Genomic DNA, 17,518 nt, shown 5'->3' on the forward strand with positions numbered 1-17,518 from the left:
TTGTTAGGAAGGCAAATACTACACCCATCCCTAAGAACATGAACTTTACTGATTCTGAAATTAAGTTTATTTCCATACGGAATCCTTTAGTACGATTTAAACGTGTGTAATTTTAGGGAAATTTAGTAAATAGTTCTTCTTTTTAAGTGCTAGAAAAATTGTTTTATAGTGCTTATTTCTTAGTTTATAAATGCTATAATAATTCTATGAAAAAAGAAACTTTACAAAAAAGAACAAAAATAGCAAATGATATAATGTATTATATTTATACGCATATAGAAACAAATATTGATATAGAAGAACTTAGTATTGATTTAGGTGTTAGCAAATTTCATATGCATAGAATTTTTAAAGAAGCATTTGGAAAAAATATTTATGAAAGTATCAAATCAATAAGACTTCAAAAAGCATCAAATTTACTTTTAACAAACAAATATTCAACCATTTCTAATATAGTAAATCAATGTGGATATTCATCTCAATCTTCTTTTATAAAAATATTTAAAGATAGATTTGAAATGACACCAAAAGATTGGAAAAATGGGGGATATAAAGAATATTCAAAAAAAATACTTCAGCAATCACAACGTGCTAGTCAATCAAAAGCAAATTTTGAAGATATGGTTCCAACTATTGTAAAAATGCCTGCAATTGAGAGTTTTTATATTAGAAATAAAGGTTATAACGTAAATATAAAAGAGACATGGCAGAAACTTCAAACATGGATTTTAACAAATAATATCACTTCATATAAAAGAATTGCACTTTTTCATGATAATCCTACTATTACACCTTTAAATGATTGTCAATATATTGGTTGCGTGGTTGTCGAAGATAAAAAAGAAGTTAAAAGTGATCGCTTACCAAAATTTAATATTGCAGAAGGTGTTTATGCAAAATTTGATTTAAAAGGAAAAACCGGGGATGTTTTACCTTTTATTCATTGGGTTTATCATGAATGGTTACCTAAAAACGAATATGAAACCACAACAAAACCATCTTATGCAATTTATAATAAAATTGATTTTTTAGATGAGAGTGGTGAGTTTGATTTAAGCTTTTATGTTTCTATAAACTTTTGATTAACTAAATTTGACTAAAATGGCAAAAATTTTCAAAGTACAAAATAAAAGAGGTAAAAATGTTTTTATATTTAGCGGCAATTATAGCCGGATTTGCAATTCTAGTTTGGAGTGCAGATAAGTTTGTTGAAGGCGCTGCATCTACTGCAAAACATTTAGGAATGCCTAGTTTATTAATAGGTATTTTAATAGTAGGATTTGGAACAAGTGCTCCTGAAATGGTTGTATCTGCAATTGCAGCAATGGAAGGAAATCCCGCACTTGCTTTAGGAAATGCATTAGGTTCAAATATCGTAAATATTGCATTAATTTTAGGGGTAACTGCAATTGTTGCTCCAATTACTGTAAACTCTAATATTGTTAAAAAAGAGATTCCTTTGTTATTATTAATTGTATTAGCAAGTGGATATTTACTACTAGATAATTCTTTAACGCTAATTGAAGGTATTGTTTTAATAAGTGGTTTCTTTACTTTAATTGCATGGTCAATTGTTTCAGCATTTAGAGGAAGAGGTGATACTTTAGAAGCTGAAATGGATAGTGAATTAATTGAACATGAAATGAGTTTAAAAGCTGGAATTATTTGGCTTGTTATTGGTCTTGTATTATTGATAGCTAGTTCTAGACTTCTTGTTTGGGGTGCGGTTGGTGTTGCCCACGAATTTGGTGTTAGTGATTTAATTATTGGACTTACAATTGTAGCTCTTGGAACTTCTTTACCAGAGCTTGCTGCATCTGTAATAGCAGCACGTAAAGGTGAACATGATATTGCCATTGGAAATGTAGTTGGGTCTAATATGTTTAATATCTTGGCTGTAATTGGAATTGCAACTATTATAGCTCCTATGAACGGAATTCCTGCCGAAGTATTAAATAGAGACTGGATTGTAATGCTTGCTTTAACAATTGCTCTTTTAGTAATGTCTTATGGATTTAGAAATAAAGAGGGAAAAATCACAAGAATCAAAGGGTTTGCTCTTATAATTTGTTATATTGCCTATAATAGTTATTTAGGAATGACATTATCAGGTTCTTTATAAAAGGAAATTTTTTTGAAAAAAACTGATTATATTTTTTGGATTGTATTAGCTTTAATTGCTTTATTTTATGTATTAAAAGGAAACGATATGCATAAAGAGAAAATTGATTTGATAAAACAAAATAGCGAAATTAAAAAATAAAATTAAACTTGATGTTGCGTTAACCATCTTTCTAGAAATTCTAATCTAGAATAGGTTTTCGCACCTAAATCAAATTTATACTGCATATAAGGATGTCCCAGATTCCAGAAAGAATAATTTTCTTTTTCTAAATAAAGACCAAGTAAAACTAATTGTAACTTTCCCCAATTATTATATTTCTTTTCCTTTGATGAAAAACCTGTTAATGAAGTGTAAGTTGTCTCAATTTTATATCCTATCTCACCTGCGATTAATTCATTTGTATTTTTATCGCTTAATTCAACACTAATTATTTTAAAATCAATATTTGAAGTTTCATAGTTTTGTAATGAAATAAGTAGATTTTTGTATTTATCTTCTACCCAATTGGTTTTATGATAATTCTCAAGTTTGTTAATAACTTCTTCAAATTTTGTATTTACTGAAAATGAGAATTCATCTTTTTTCATAAGTTTTGCTATTTTTTTACTTATATGTAAATCTTTGAAATCTAAAACCGCATATTCAAATTGCATTTCAGCGAGTAAATAAAATTTATCTTGTAAAGTTGCAGAAGTGCAGATAAATCCATAATAAGCTAGATAAATATAAAAATCCTGAGAGAAGTCTTCACTTATATAGTAATTAGTTTTTTCATTCATATAAATACTATTAAATAGAATATCTCTATTTTGTATATCCTCAAAAGTTAAATAATATACTAGACTTTCTTTATTCAAATTTATTTCCTAGAAATAAAATACCTAATTTTAGGTATTTTATTTATCGATTATTTCTTTTTTCTTCAATAAATTGTTCTTTATTGTTTTTGTCATTTCGTTGGTTTTGCTTAGAAGATTGTTCTTTGTTGCTTCTTTGATTTTGTTGATTATTGTTGTTATTTCTATAATCTTTTTCATTTTTATTATAATGTTGTTTTTCTGCAATTCTTTGTTTATCATAATTTTTATCATAATAAGCCCCATAAATTGGCTTATTTACTTCCCTAAATTGATGTTTTCTATTCCAATCGTTATGATCATGATATCTATAAGTTCTATAGTGACCCATATTTGGTCTGAAATAACCTCTATGGTGTAATCTATCATAATACGTATATCTATTATCATAAGTAAAATAGATGTTATTATAAAAATAACCATATCTATCAAAATATCCAAAATAGTAACCAAAATCATCATAATATCCGTATCGTCTATAATCAAAGTTTTTATATCTATTATCATATCTATGATCATCTGATCTAAAGCCAATATCAAGTGTAGCATTATTTCCAATTGGAGTTTGAATTCTAACACCAATATCTGCTGCAAAAAGTGAAGAACCTAGTGTTAATAATGAGATTAAAATTAATTTTTTCATAATGTACCTTTTGGGTGATTTGAAAAATTATAAATAAGAAGTGTGAATAAATTGTGATTTATAATCTTTTACGTTTGATTTAATTATAATGATTTTTTTTAATAAGGGATTTTTTGAACACTTTAATTACAAACAATCAAACAACAAATTTCTATAATAATATCACAAAAGAACTTTTAGAGTGTGAAACATTTACTTTTAATGTGGCTTTTATAAACTTTTCAGGGCTTCAACTTTTACTTGATAGTTTTAAAATTTTAGAGCAAAAAGGCATAAAAGGAAAAATTCTAACTTCAACATATTTAAACTTTACTCAAATTAAAGCCTTAGAAAAAATAAAAGAGTTTAAAAATATAGAATTAAAAATTTATGATAGTAATGAGTCAAATATAGGTTTTCACTCAAAATCTTATATTTTTGAATTTGAAGAAAATTATAAAGTGATAATTGGTTCATCAAATATTACAGCCTCTGCTTTTAAATCAAATATTGAATGGAATGTAAAAACTCTATCAAAAAAAGATGATTTATTTTTGCAAAATGTATTAAATGAGTTTGATGAATTATGGAAAAGTTCATACGAAGCCAATGATGAATTTTTACATGAGTATTCAAAGTTCTTAGAAAAACAAAAAAAAGAGTTTGTTCCTAGCTTTTCTTTTAAAAAAGATATAAAAAGAAATTTTATGCAAGAAAAAGCCTTGCAAAGATTAGAAGAGCTTAGACTTAGTAGTGAAAATAAAGCTTTAATAATAGCAGCAACGGGAAGTGGGAAAACATATCTTAGTGCTTTTGACGTGAAAAACTTTGAATCTAAAACTATGCTATTTTTGGTTCATAGGGAAAATATACTTTTAAGTACCAAAGAGAGTTTTGAAAATATTTTAGGCGATGAGTTTTCTTATGGCCTTTATACGGGAAATAAAAAAGAGAAAGATAAAGATTATATTTTTTCAACTATTCAAACAATGAGTTTAAATTATGAAAAATTTTCAAAAAATCATTTTGATTACATAATAATTGATGAAGCCCACCATATTACAAGCCCTTCTTATAAAAAAGTTGTAGAGTATTTCTCTCCAAAGTTTTTATTAGGACTAACAGCCACATCAAATAGAATGGATGGAAATAGTATTTATGAAATTTTTGATGAAAATATTGCTTGTGATATAAGATTATATGATGCTTTGGAACACAATCTTGTAGTTCCTTTTCACTATTTTGGAATAAGTGATATACAAAGTATAAATTATGAAAATATTGATTTATCTAAAGTAGATGAATTAGCAAAACTTTTAAATGTAAATAAAAGAGTTGATTTTATTATTGAGCAAATGAATTTTTACTCTTTTAATGGAAGAAAAAGAAAAACAATAGGCTTTTGTGTTTCAAAAGAGCATGCTTCATTTATGAGTGATGAGTTTAATAAAAAAGGAATAAAAGCAACTTATCTTACAAGTGATGATTCTATTTTAAAAAGAGTTGAAGATATAAATAGACTTGAAGATGAAAACGACACTTTGGAAGTGATTTTTACAGTTGATATTTTTAATGAAGGTGTTGATATTCCATCTATTAATACAGTTTTATTTTTACGACCTACAAATTCACCTATAGTTTTTATTCAACAGTTAGGAAGGGGTTTGAGAAAGCATAAAAATAAAGAGTTTTTAACTGTTATTGACTTTATAGGAAATCATAAAAAAGCATATTTAATTGCTTTGGCACTTGTTGGAAATAAAGCAATTGATAAAGAGAGTATAAAGTTAAGAATTCAAAACAACTTTGCAGATTTTAAAAATGCTTTTATAAGTATGGATGAAATCTCTAAAAAGCGAATATTAGAGCAAATAGATAATGAAAATTTTAATCATATAAAATATTTAAAAGAGCAATATTTTGCTTTTAAAGAGTTAATACAAAATAAAATACCAAAGCTTGTGGATTATCTAGTTTTTGATGATGTGATAAGCCCTTTGAAGTTTATTGATGAGAGTAAATCATATATTGAGTTTTTAGAAAAAGTTGAAATAGGTATAAAAAAGAGTGAATTAAAAACACTTTGTGCAAATGAAGATTTTATAAAAGCAATAAGATTTATCCAAAATCAACTTTCATTAAAAAGAGTATATGAATTTGTAATACTAAAATATTTACTATTGCATGATTTTTGTGATGAAAACATAGCTTCTAAGATTTTAGAAAAATACTTAAATACAGTTTGCAAGAAAACTATAAATCATAGTTTTTCATATTTGAATCAAGACTATTTTGATAGAGCACAAATAAGTAGATATTTAAAACTAGTAAGTTTTGATGGAAAAAAAGTAGTAAAAACTAAAGAGTTTGAAAAGCTTTTAGAAAATTCAGAATATAAAGAGATTTTTGAAGATAGTTTAAATTATGGAATTTATACTTATGAAGAGGAGTTTGGAAGAACTGATTTTGGAATGCCATTTTTAAAATTATATGAGAAATACAATATGCTAAATATCGCTCAGTTATGTAATTTCCCAAAAATTCATAGTTCATTTAGAGGAAGTGGATTTTTAAAATATGAAAATGATTTCTTTTTATTTATAAGTTTAGAAAAAGAAAAATTCTCAAAATCAGCAAATTACCATAATGCTTTTTTATCAAAAGATATTTTTACATATCAAAGTAAACCAAGTATGAGCTGCGATAAAGGTGATGGACAAAGACTAATTGAAAATCAAAAACATAAGGTAAAACTTCATATATTTGTACGAAAATTTGTACAAGTAGATAAAAAAACACAAGAGTTTATATATTTAGGACTTGCAAATAGTGTTAAATATTCTGGAGATAAGCCAATATCTTTGGAGCTAAAACTTGAAATTCCGCTTGATGATAAACTTTTTGAAGAGTTTACGAAAATCATATAAGTGAATACTTATTTATCTTTTATTTATGTTTCTTTGTGATACTATTCGCAAAAATTCAAATATGCATAATAAAGGATGCTTAAGTGAAAGAAGTAGAGAAAAAAAGTTTAGTAGAAAAAGCTTTTTTGAAAGCAAATAAAATAGATAAAGTATTAGAAAATAAAGTTGATGTAATTTTATTGAAGATTATAAATATGCTTAAATATGCATTTATAATTATAATGATTCTTTATTTAGCAATTTGCCTTATGAGTTTAGGACATAAAATTATTTCATTTACTATTTCTCAAGGAGCATTAGATTTTCCATCTATTAAAATGATTTTAACAGATGGATTATTTACTTTAATTGTTCTTGCTATTGTAAAAACCCTTTTTATTAAAAATGGATTTGATTATGCATTAACATTTTTAGAAATTGCATTTGTTGTAATTATTAGAAAATTAATTCTTTTAGAAAGTATACCAAGTGAAACAGATTTATTGATAGCTTTGGGAATTACTTCTTCTATATTTTTTATATTAATAATCTATATTCATAATCTAAAAAGAAAATGGCAAAAAGAAGATTCTTCTAAATAGTTTGATTTATAGGAAGCTCGATCGTAAACTGGGCTCCTATGCATTTTATATTTTTATAGCTATACTTTTCATTACTTACAGTTAAATTTCCATTCATATGTTTTTTTATAATTTCAAGTGACATATAAAGTCCAATACCAGTTCCTTGGCTTTTATGTTTTGTTGTAAAGTATGGCTCAAAAATTCTATCAATAATACTTTTTTCTATTCCTCCAGCATTGTCTTTTATTTTTATTAGTATATGGTTTTTTTCCTCGTATGCATCAATGAAAATAAATTTGTGATTATTATTTTTATTTTCAAATGCATCCATAGCATTATTCATAATATTTAAAATAACTTGAATAAACTCATTTTCAAGACCAGTTACAGATGATTCTTTACAGTTTTTAACGACAGTTATATTTCTATTTTCTAATTTTGTACTAATTAAATATAGAACTTTTTCTATTGGAATATTGATATCAAATAAAACAATTTCTTTATCGTTGTTAAAGAAGTTTCTAAAATCATCAATAGTATTTGATAAATGTTGTGATGAATTATTTATAATATTCATGGTCTCATAAAAATCATCATCACTTAGTAATCCTAATTCTTTTTTTAATTTAGCTCCAGTTGCAACTGTTGATATTACTGATAATGGTTGTCTCCATTGATGAGCTATATTTTCAATCATTTCTCCCATTGCAGCCATTTTTGATTGATGATTTAAAATATTTTCCTTATGAAGTAGTTCTTGACTTTTTTTCTCTACTAGAGATTCTAAATTTTTATTTATTTCATTTAATTTTTGAGTTTTTTCTTCAACTTTAAGGCTTAGTGTTGTGTTTAGATTTTTAAGTGTTCTATTTCTATGAATGAAAGCTATTAATATCAATAAAATCACAATTGCACTTTTCCAAAATAAATCATAATTAAAAGTAGTTTGAAATTGAATATTGTTCCATTTTGTTATTATTGTATTTAATTCATTTAAAGAAATAGAAGAGATGGCTTTATTTAAAATAGATTCTAAAATGGGATAATCATCTCTTATCATAAATTTTAAACTAAAATCAACACCTGTATTTCCTGAAATCTTCAGATTTTTATATTCATATTTTGCAATATTATAAGAAAGCACAGGTTTTATATCAATAAAAGCATAAGCTTTATTTTTTGAAACTAAATCTAATCCTTCTTTCACGCTATCAACTAAAATAAATTCTAAGTTAGGATAACTATTTTTTAAAATATTATGGGCTGTGAAATTGTTTCCTATTACTATTTTTTTACCAATTATTAAAGAAAAATTTTCTATAAAATTTTCATCTTTTTTAGTAACAATTGATATGGGAAATCTCACATATTCTTTTGAAAATAGTGCATACTCTTTTCTTTGTGGAGTTTCTCCCGCACTAAAAATTAAATCATTTTCTTTATTCTTAATTCCTTCTAATTGATCAGAAAAATTATCAAAAAAGATATTTTTGTTTTTTGCATTTAATTTTTTTAAAATTAACTCCCAATATTCAGATGAAATACCTTGCGCTTCTCCTGAATTTGATTTAAAAGTAAAAGGTGCCCATGAATTTGAAACAGAAGTATTAATAGTATGACTTTTTAAAAATGCAATTTCTTCATTTGTAAGGTTTAATTGTTGTTTGAAGTTTAGATAATAGTACTCATTGTTATTAATTATCCATTTTTTTTCTAACTCTAATAGTTCATTAAGAGGAATATTGATAAATCCTTCATCAAATATTTTTGCAATTTCTTTATCATGGGATATTGCATGAACAGGATTTTTTAAAATTAAGTTATTTACAGATTTAACTAAATGAAAAAGATTGTTTTTTACAGTATAAAAATCAATTGGAATTTTATCATCATAAATAAAATCAATTTGATTATCCCTTAATGCTTCAATTGAATAAATATAATCCTCATAAATTTTTATATTTGCATTGGGAAAGTTTTCTAATAAGATTTTTTCATATACATTACCAATAATTCCAATAGTTAATTTTTCTTTAGCTTCAATTGAAATATTATTTTCTAATAATTTAAAAAATGAACTTTTAATTTCATAAAAAGGTTCAGATTCATACATCCATTGTTCATATTTTTTAGAACCTAAGAAAAAATCAACTTCCTTGTTTTTTACTAAATTAACGGCATCATCCCATAACACACCATTTATAAATTCAATATTATAATTATTGTATTTAGCCCATAACTTCCAAATATCAATAAATAAACCTTCAGGTTTTTTATCTTGATTATAAGAAAATGGAGCATAATTTGGATCATATGATATTTTAAAGTTTGTTTGCTTTGCAAAAAGAGTTGATAGTGATAATATAATAATTAAAATATATTTCATTAAGTTCCTAAAATAGAGTATTTAATTTGATTTATTATAACTAATAATTTAGTATATTAAACTATATATTAAGAAATTTATCTAATATTCAAGTTTATATCCAACTCCAGAAATGTTAATAATTGATTCTTTACCTATTTTTTTTCTAAGTTTATTTAATAAATTTTTTAGTGCAGAATCTGTAGCTTCTAAATAATCATCCCAAATAGCAAGTTTAAGTTCATCGGAAGAACAAACACGATTATTGTTTTTAATTAAAAAATTTAGTAAATCAATTTCTTTAGATGTTAAATGGATTTCATCTTTATTATCATCAATTAAACAATGATGAGAGACATTATATTGGATATTATTTTTAAATGTAATTATATATCTTGAATTGTATAATATTTCTTCAACGCATTTTTGTAAAGCATCATTAAGATCTTTAAAATTAATAGGTTTTGTTAAATAATCAACTAATTTTAGTTTGGTAGCTTCTAGTAAAAATTCTTTATCTGTATATGCGCTTAATAAAATAATAGGAATTGTTTTATCGCTTATTCTAATTTCTTTAACAAAATCTATTCCACTTTTATCAGGTAAATTAATATCTGATATTATGATATCAATTCTTTGATTAGTTAAAATTTCTTTTGCATTTAATACACTTTCGGCATCAAATACATTTTCACAAAATAGTTCTAAAGTTTTTTTTATATTTAATCTAATATTTTTTTCATCTTCAATATAAAGAATATTTAAATTTTTTAATATTTTATTAAAACTATAAGATTCAGACATTTAAAACTCTTTCATTTAATTATCTAACATAATATTATAAAGAAACTTAATTAATTATTTGTAGCCTAATTTTATTTATATACTTAATTATGTATTAAGTATATTAAGTGTAAAGTAACATGAAAAATTATTTGGAATTATTAAAAAAATTGGAGTTAAAATGTATAAAGGTAAATTACTTAAATTTGCTTGTATTTCAATACTTGCAAGTTCTTCTTTACAAGCACTGAGCTTAAAAGAAAGTGTTGATAGAGTCCTTTCATCAAATCCAGAAGTTCTTGCAGAGAAAAACAATCAAGAAGCTTTTAGAAAATATATTGATGAAAGAAGAGGAAATTATTATCCAAGAATTGATATTGATGGGAGATTAGAAAAAAGTAATTCCGATAAGAATTATGATACTCCAAATTCAAATAATTATGATGATGGTTCAGACCAAGAAGATGGATATAATTTTGGTATTGCGTTAAACCAAATGCTTTATGATGGCGATTTAACTCCAAGTCAAGTGCGAGAAGCAAAACATACACATCTTGCAAATAAATTCAGAACAGATATGAATATTGATAATGTTGTTCTTGAGACTATTACTGCATATACGGGATTAGTTCAATATAATGAAATGCTTGAACTAACAAAAAATATGATAGTTACAAATGAAGAAAATCTTCAAATAGCAAAAGAAAAAGAATCAATTAGTGGTGAAGTGTTAGAAACATATCAAGTTGATTCAAAACTTAATTTTGTAAAAGAAAAATATATAGAAGAAAAAGATTTAAAAACTTCAAGAATTAGTACATTTAAAAGATATGTTGGAATAGAACCAACAGGAAATGAATGTAGGCCAACAATTGATTTTTCAAAAGTACCTAATAATTTACAACAACTTATAGAAACAGCAGTTTTAAGAAATTATGAAATTCAAGAACAAATAGAAACAATAAAAGCGCAAAGAGAAAAGATTGCACAAGCAGATGCGGCATTTTTACCTAATTTAAGTCTTGAATTAAAAGCTTTAACAGATAGTGATTTATCTCTAGATGAAGAAGGAACAGAAAATCAAGTTTATGGAAGAATTAATCTTGCTTGGAATATATATAATGGTGGTGGAGATTATGCAGTTTCTAAACAAGAAGAATTGTTTTTAGCAGAACAAAAAAATAGATTAGATGCTATAACAAATAAAGTTGTTGAAGCAATGAAAGTAAACTATCAAAGATTCTTAAAAAATAAAGAGCGAATAGATGTTTTAAAAAGATATGTTGCTGCTAATGAAAATATTGTAGAAGTATATAAAAATGAATTTGAAGCAGGTACAAGAACTTTTGTTGATATTTTAGATGCTCAAACAGTATTGTACGAAGCTAAAAAAAGTTTATTAAATAGAGAATATGAGTTATATTCAAATTATTACACGATTTTAAATTCAATATCAATGTTAACTCCTACTGTGTTAGATCCAAATAATAATGTTTGTGCTCAAAGTAAACCTTTAGATAAAAGTATAAAAGATAATAATAAAGAAGATAATACTTCAAGTGATTTAAGAGCATTGTTAGGCGATGAGCCTACTCCTGTTAAAAAAGAAATCACTAAAGAAAAAATAATTCCTGCCGTAAAAGAAGCTAACAGCCAATTAAGGGGTTCTTTTTTAGAAGCTCCTGAAGGATATTATACAATTAATGTTACTACTACGAATGGATTAAATGCAGCAAATGCATATATTCAAGAAAATAATTTAACAGATGCAAATGCTTATTCTTTTGGTCCTGAGATGAAAAGTGCTAAGGTTATTTATGGTATATTTAAGTCTGTTGAAGATGCGAAGGTTGCAATAAGTAATTTACCAGCATCTGTTAAAGATAATCAGCCTTATATTGATAATATAGCAAAGCATCAAAAATTATATTTAAAATATAATAAATAATAGGATTCCTAATTAAAAGGTAGATATTGGAAAATAATCATTCTAATTTAATAGAAAATGAGACATTAGGAAATTTAAAGGATAGAAGAAAAGTAGATGACCTTTTGGGTTGTCTACTTTTTTTATCTAAATATCATAATAGAGAAACTTCAGCTGAGTCTTTAACTTTTGGCTTACCTATACACAATACTTCAATGAATATTTCAATGTTTCATCAAGCCTCATCTCAAATTGGATTGACAACAAAAGTAGTTAATCGAAAAAAAATCAAAGATATAACAAAACTTGCTTTACCTTCTGTTTTAATTTTAAATAAAAATAGAGCTTGTGTGCTACTTGATTATGATATAGATAAGGGAATCGCAAATGTAATAATTCCAGGTTTAAGTACAGGTGAAACTCAACTTACAATAGAAAAACTTCAAGATGAGTATATAGGTGAAATAATAATTATAAAACCAGAATACAATTTTAATAATCGAATAGAAAAAGAAGTAGTTGTTGCAAATCCAAAAGAATGGTTTTGGGGAACATTATTAAGAAATAAAGGAATATACAAACAAGTTATTATTGTTTCTTTATTTATTAATTTATTTATATTAGCTACTCCTTTATTTACAATGAATGTTTATGATAGAGTATTGCCAAATAACGCAATTGAAACATTATGGGCATTATTTATTGGTATTTCTTTAGTAATGTTTTTTGATTTAATATTAAAGATTTTAAGATCTCATTTTTTGGGAATTGCAAGTAAAAGAGCTGATACAATAATGTCTAATAAAATATTTAATCATTTACTAAATATTAAATTAGAGGCAAAACCTGCTTCAACAGGACAATTTGTAAGTAGATTGCAATCATTTGAAAGTGTAAGAGAATTTTTTACAAGTGCGACAATAGCTACAATTGTAGATTTACCTTTTGTTGTTATTTTTATAACAGTAATTTTTTTTATTGCTGGACCTTTGGCATATATAACAATAGCTACAGTAGTTATATCTCTACTTATTTCTTGGTATTTACAAAGGCCATTAAAAACAATTATTGAGAAATCTGTAAAAGAAGAACAAATAAAACAAACTACTTTGATTGAAACAGTTTCTGGATTAGAAATTATAAAAAGTGTAAAAGCCCAAAATAGAATGAAAACGCACTGGGATAATTCAGTTAGTAAAACCGTACATTTTGCAGATAAAGGGCATTTTTTATCTCAAACAATTACATATTTAACAGCATTTATTTCTCAATTCTCAAATATTGCTATTGTTGCAGCTGGAGTTTATCTTGCAAAAGATGCTGAAATTACAATGGGTGCAATAATTGCAGCAATGATTTTAAACGGAAGAGTAATTGCACCAATTTCTCAGTTGGTAAGTATGATAATTAAATTTGACAGAACAATGTTATCTTTAAATAATCTTGATGAAGTTATGAGAATGCCAGTTGAGAAAGAAAACAAGTCATATATAAGCAGACCGAATTTAAAAGGTGATATTGAGTTAAAAGATGTTCAGTTTTCTTATAAAGATCAAAATCATCAAACTTTAAAAGATATTAATTTAAAAATAAAAGAGGGTGAAAAAGTTGCAATTTTAGGAAAAATTGGTTCTGGAAAGTCTACTTTATTAAAATTAATTATGAATTTATATGAACCTACAAGTGGCTCAGTTTTAATTGATGGTTTAGATACAAGACAAATTGATCCTACTGATTTACGTCATGCAATAGGAAGTGTTCCACAAGAACCATTTTTATTTATGGGAACAATAAAAGATAATTTAACTATAGGTGAGCAATATATTTCTGATGAAGAGCTTTTAAGAGTTTCAAAAGTTGCAGGTTTAGATGATTTTTTAGGTAAACATGAAGCTGGATATGATTTACTTGTTGGTGAACGAGGTGAAGGTTTATCTGGAGGAGAAAGACAATCTGTAACTCTAGCTCGGGCATTAATTTCTGATCCAAATATTATAATGCTAGATGAACCAACAAACTCTATGGATAAGCAAACAGAAAAATCTTTTATAAATAGATTACAAAATATTGTTTCTAATAAAACATTGATTGTTGTAACTCATAAAACTTCATTATTACAGCTAGTTGATAGAGTAATAATCGTAGATAATGGTAAAATCATTGTTGATGGACCTAAAGAAAATGTTTTTACTAAAGTAGGCTGAAATGGAAATTGAAAAAGATAAATTAGATAAAAACAGTATTTCTGAGAATGAAGAACATTTAATTATTGTAGGAGAAACAGAAATTAGAGACGAGATTTTGACCACAAAAAAAGAGAATCAAAATAATAACTTTTCTAATGAAAGTTTGAAAACAAATAAAAAAGAGAAAAAGAAAAAATCATTTATTTATAAAATAAAAGAATTATATGGTTTAGAAGATGATGAAGAAAAAGATTTAGAATTTATTTACTCATCATATTCAAATTCAAATGAAAAACCAGGAACTACAAGTAGAGTTTTATTCTTTTTAATCTGTGGAGTTTTTACTATTTTTATTATATGGGCTGCTTTTGCAGAAATAGATGAATTAGCAAGAGGTAATGGAAAAGTAATTCCAACTGATAAAATCCAAACAGTACAATCTTTAGATGGAGGGATCATTTCCGAAATATTTATCAAAGAGGGAGATATTGTAAAATTTGATACTCCTTTGATGAAAATTGATACAACAAGATTTCAGGCTAGTTTAGAAGAAAGTAAACAAGAATATTTATCTTTACTGGCAGTAAAAGCAAGGTTTGAAATTGAGTCAACTATAGATATCGATAAAGATTTACCTGAAATTATATTTGATGAAAAAGTATTGGAAGATGATTCAAAATATAATATTAATGAAAAGTTGTTATTAGAAAATAGATTTAGAGAATTAAAATCTTCAATTAATGTTCTTAAAAGTCAAGAAAATCAGAAAATTCAAGAGCTAAGAGAAATTGAAAGTACAATTAGAAAACTAAGTGATAGTTTAGGGTTTATAGAAGAACAAAGAAAAACAATTAGAAAACTTGTTGAAAGAGGAGTAAAATCAAATTTTGATTTATTAAATATAGAAAAAGAATACAATCAAACAAAAGGTGATTTACAAACAGCTAAATTATCTATTTCTAGATCCAATTATGCTATTAATGAAGCACAGAATAAAATAAAAGAAAAGATTAATATCTTTAAATCTGAAGCATCAAATGAATTACAAAAAGCAGTAAGTCAAATAAATAGATTCGAAGCAAAACTAGTTGGAGATAGGGATAAAGTTGCTAAAACTACTATCACTTCACCTGTTGATGGTATTATTAAACAATTAAATTTTAATACAATAGGTGGAGTTGTTCAATCGGGTATTGATTTAATTGAAATTGTACCTTTAAGTGATGCTTTAGTTGTTGAAGCGAAAATCGATCCTAAAGATATTGCTTTTATTAACCCAAGTCAAAAAGCAATTATTAAGATTACAGCATATGATTTTGCAATTTATGGCGGTCTTGTTGGTAAAATAGTTGAGATATCTGCTGATACTATTGTTGATAAAGAATCTAAGGAAGAAAAAAGTTATTATCGTGTTTTAGTTAAGACAGATAAAAACTATTTAGAAAGAAAAGGTAAGAAATTACCTATTATTCCAGGAATGGTAGCAACTGTTGATATAGTGACAGGTAAGAAGACTATTTTAGACTTTATTTTAAAACCAATATTGAAAGTTAGACAAGACTCTTTACACGAAAGGTAATAAATTATTTTTATTGCCTTTTCCTTTCTTTTTACATAAATTAAAACTTTTTAGAGACTTTATTTGTATATTATGACAGTATATAAAAATGTTTTTATTCTAATAAATATAAAAGCACTTAAAATTACTTGAATATAAATGGAGAACTTAAAGATGAAATTAACAATAAAATCACCTGCTGGTACAAAAGAAGTTATGGATTTAAATAAAGATTTATTATTTAACACTACTAAAGGTGAACAATATATCTTTTCTAAAGGTTTTACAAATTATGTTTTAAATTTTAAAGATAATCAAAAATCAGTTGAGCTGACTTTTAATATCGAAGGAAAAACCGTAAAAGTAGAGTTAAAAGATATCGTTCCTTTTTTACAAGAAAATATTCCTGGTTCTGAAAATCCAACTGCTATTATTATTAATAAAAACATTAGTGACAAAGATATTGATTTATTAATCAACAATGAAGAATTTAACGGTAGTGAAATTATTGATAGATTAGAAGCAATAATTTCTAAACCAGTTGAATTAGGTAGTGATGTTAGTAATTCAGGTGATCTAGCTTTAATTTCAGATTTTCAAACATTAATTGAATCTCTTGATGCAGCAGCAGCAGGTCCTGGAGCGGGTGCTGGTAATGCAATTGGAAATGGTTCAACATTTAACTCAATTTTCTCTTCAATAGATGATTCATTAAACGGTATTGCAGATACTAATATTTGGGAAAACTTAAGTGAATCTATTAGTACTATTCCTGTAGAATCAGGACCAACTCTTGCAGTTGCCACCACAGTTACAAATGTAAATGTAAAATTAATTGGAATTAATACAAATATTACAGAAGGTGAAGATGCTACATATAGAGTTACACTTACTGATGATGCAGGTAATCCAATAATTGCAACACAAGATACAATAGTTACATTCACATATACTTATATTACGGCATCAGGGGCAGATATTAGTGAAACTATTAGCGTAACTATTCCAGCTGGCTCTTCAGAAGCTCCAGTTGTTGTTTCAACAATTGATGATAACTTAGCAGAGGGTACAGAAAACTTTACAATACAAATAAACACAGTTTCAAATCAAACACAATTTGATAGTATAACAATTGATAGAACTCCTGTAAATACAACAATCACAGATGAAACAGTACCAACAACTCCAGATGATCAAACAGCATTAGTGAGTATAGAAGGACCTGCTAATGTAACTGAAGGTGATGTAACAACTCCATATACAGTAAGTATTTCACAAGCTCCAGTAACAGATTTAACAGTAACATTTACATATACAGGTGTAGCAGCAGATGGAACAGACTTCACAGGAGTAGCAAGTGTAGTAATTCCAGCAGGACAAACAAGTGTAACATTTACGATTGCGACAATAGATGACAATATAGATGAATTTGCAGAAAATTTCACAATCACAATTAACCCTTCAAGTCTTGGATCAGTTGGTGGATTGGAAGATGTAAGAGTAAATTCAATAAAAGGATCAGTTGAAACTACAATTATAGATAATGATACCCCAACAATCAGCGTTGGAAAACCAGGAGATGTGGGAACAGCAGATATAACAGTT

General features: G+C 25.8%; 13 protein-coding genes. 9 read left to right on the forward strand and 4 right to left on the reverse strand.

The genetic code is table 11. The annotated features are described in order from the left end of the window. Positions 1–206: 206 nt before the first annotated feature. From ABVS04_RS03845 to ABVS04_RS03855, 3 genes are read left to right on the forward strand one after another with little or no spacing between them, the layout of a single operon-like run. Entirely contained in the window at positions 207–1,082 is an 876-nt protein-coding gene (locus ABVS04_RS03845; RefSeq protein ID WP_368029354.1) for a GyrI-like domain-containing protein, read from the forward strand. Between the two features lie 59 nt (positions 1,083–1,141). Next, positions 1,142–2,122 (forward strand): calcium/sodium antiporter, encoded by a 981-nt coding sequence (locus ABVS04_RS03850; protein ID WP_368029355.1) that lies wholly within the window; start codon positions 1,142–1,144, stop codon positions 2,120–2,122. A gap of 12 nt (positions 2,123–2,134) precedes the next feature. Then, entirely contained in the window at positions 2,135–2,263 is a 129-nt protein-coding gene (locus ABVS04_RS03855) for a hypothetical protein (RefSeq protein ID WP_368029356.1), read from the forward strand. A gap of 2 nt (positions 2,264–2,265) precedes the next feature. Here the strand turns inward: ABVS04_RS03855 and ABVS04_RS03860 are convergent, their stop codons facing one another. Both ABVS04_RS03860 and ABVS04_RS03865 read right to left on the reverse strand, forming a co-directional pair. Then, the gene (locus ABVS04_RS03860; protein WP_368029357.1) at positions 2,266–2,982 is read right to left on the reverse strand and encodes a hypothetical protein; all 717 of its coding nucleotides are present in this window, start codon (positions 2,980–2,982) and stop codon (positions 2,266–2,268) included. Between the two features lie 43 nt (positions 2,983–3,025). After that, positions 3,026–3,625: a hypothetical protein gene (locus ABVS04_RS03865; protein WP_368029358.1), complete on the reverse strand. Its 600-nt coding sequence runs from the start codon at positions 3,623–3,625 to the stop codon at positions 3,026–3,028. 113 nt (positions 3,626–3,738) lie between these two features. Between ABVS04_RS03865 and ABVS04_RS03870 the strand changes: the two genes are divergently transcribed. After that, positions 3,739–6,531, forward strand: coding sequence for a DEAD/DEAH box helicase (locus tag ABVS04_RS03870; protein ID WP_368029359.1), 2,793 nt, complete (start codon positions 3,739–3,741; stop codon positions 6,529–6,531). Positions 6,532–6,614: 83 nt separating this feature from the next. Beyond that, positions 6,615–7,112 (forward strand): hypothetical protein, encoded by a 498-nt coding sequence (locus ABVS04_RS03875; protein ID WP_368029360.1) that lies wholly within the window; start codon positions 6,615–6,617, stop codon positions 7,110–7,112. Here the strand turns inward: ABVS04_RS03875 and ABVS04_RS03880 are convergent. Both ABVS04_RS03880 and ABVS04_RS03885 read right to left on the reverse strand, forming a co-directional pair. Continuing rightward, a complete protein-coding gene (locus tag ABVS04_RS03880; protein ID WP_368029361.1) occupies positions 7,105–9,480 on the reverse strand; it encodes a transporter substrate-binding domain-containing protein in 2,376 nt (791 codons plus the stop codon). The two genes, ABVS04_RS03875 and ABVS04_RS03880, sit on opposite strands and share 8 nt — an antisense overlap. Positions 9,481–9,561: 81 nt before the next feature. Beyond that, the gene (locus ABVS04_RS03885) at positions 9,562–10,263 is read right to left on the reverse strand and encodes a response regulator transcription factor (protein WP_368029362.1); all 702 of its coding nucleotides are present in this window, start codon (positions 10,261–10,263) and stop codon (positions 9,562–9,564) included. A 160-nt stretch (positions 10,264–10,423) separates the two neighbouring features. On the opposite strand from ABVS04_RS03885, the gene ABVS04_RS03890 reads away from it, so the two are divergent. The 4 genes from ABVS04_RS03890 to ABVS04_RS03905 all read left to right on the forward strand — a co-directional run. Then, entirely contained in the window at positions 10,424–12,190 is a 1,767-nt protein-coding gene (locus tag ABVS04_RS03890; RefSeq protein WP_368029363.1) for a TolC family protein, read from the forward strand. Between the two features lie 26 nt (positions 12,191–12,216). Beyond that, entirely contained in the window at positions 12,217–14,373 is a 2,157-nt protein-coding gene (locus ABVS04_RS03895; protein WP_368029364.1) for a type I secretion system permease/ATPase, read from the forward strand. A gap of 1 nt (position 14,374) precedes the next feature. Then, the gene (locus ABVS04_RS03900) at positions 14,375–15,934 is read left to right on the forward strand and encodes an HlyD family type I secretion periplasmic adaptor subunit (RefSeq protein WP_368029365.1); all 1,560 of its coding nucleotides are present in this window, start codon (positions 14,375–14,377) and stop codon (positions 15,932–15,934) included. A 153-nt stretch (positions 15,935–16,087) separates the two neighbouring features. Further along, a partial coding sequence (locus tag ABVS04_RS03905) for a Calx-beta domain-containing protein (RefSeq protein ID WP_368029366.1) occupies positions 16,088–17,518 on the forward strand: 1,431 nt, incomplete at its 3' end.

Source organism: Arcobacter sp. s6, assembly GCF_040884245.1.
GTDB lineage: Bacteria > Campylobacterota > Campylobacteria > Campylobacterales > Arcobacteraceae > Aliarcobacter.

Excerpts from the sequence above, each read along its gene's own strand:
- ABVS04_RS03845 (WP_368029354.1), top strand. The coding sequence starts at position 207 with ATGAAAAAAGAAACTTTACAAAAAAGAACAAAAATAGCAAATGATATA.
- ABVS04_RS03850 (WP_368029355.1), top strand. The coding sequence starts at position 1,142 with ATGTTTTTATATTTAGCGGCAATTATAGCCGGATTTGCAATTCTAGTT.
- ABVS04_RS03865 (WP_368029358.1), bottom strand. The coding sequence starts at position 3,625 with ATGAAAAAATTAATTTTAATCTCATTATTAACACTAGGTTCTTCACTT.
- ABVS04_RS03880 (WP_368029361.1), bottom strand. The coding sequence starts at position 9,480 with ATGAAATATATTTTAATTATTATATTATCACTATCAACTCTTTTTGCA.
- ABVS04_RS03885 (WP_368029362.1), bottom strand. The coding sequence starts at position 10,263 with ATGTCTGAATCTTATAGTTTTAATAAAATATTAAAAAATTTAAATATT.
- ABVS04_RS03890 (WP_368029363.1), top strand. The coding sequence starts at position 10,424 with ATGTATAAAGGTAAATTACTTAAATTTGCTTGTATTTCAATACTTGCA.
- ABVS04_RS03900 (WP_368029365.1), top strand. The coding sequence starts at position 14,375 with ATGGAAATTGAAAAAGATAAATTAGATAAAAACAGTATTTCTGAGAAT.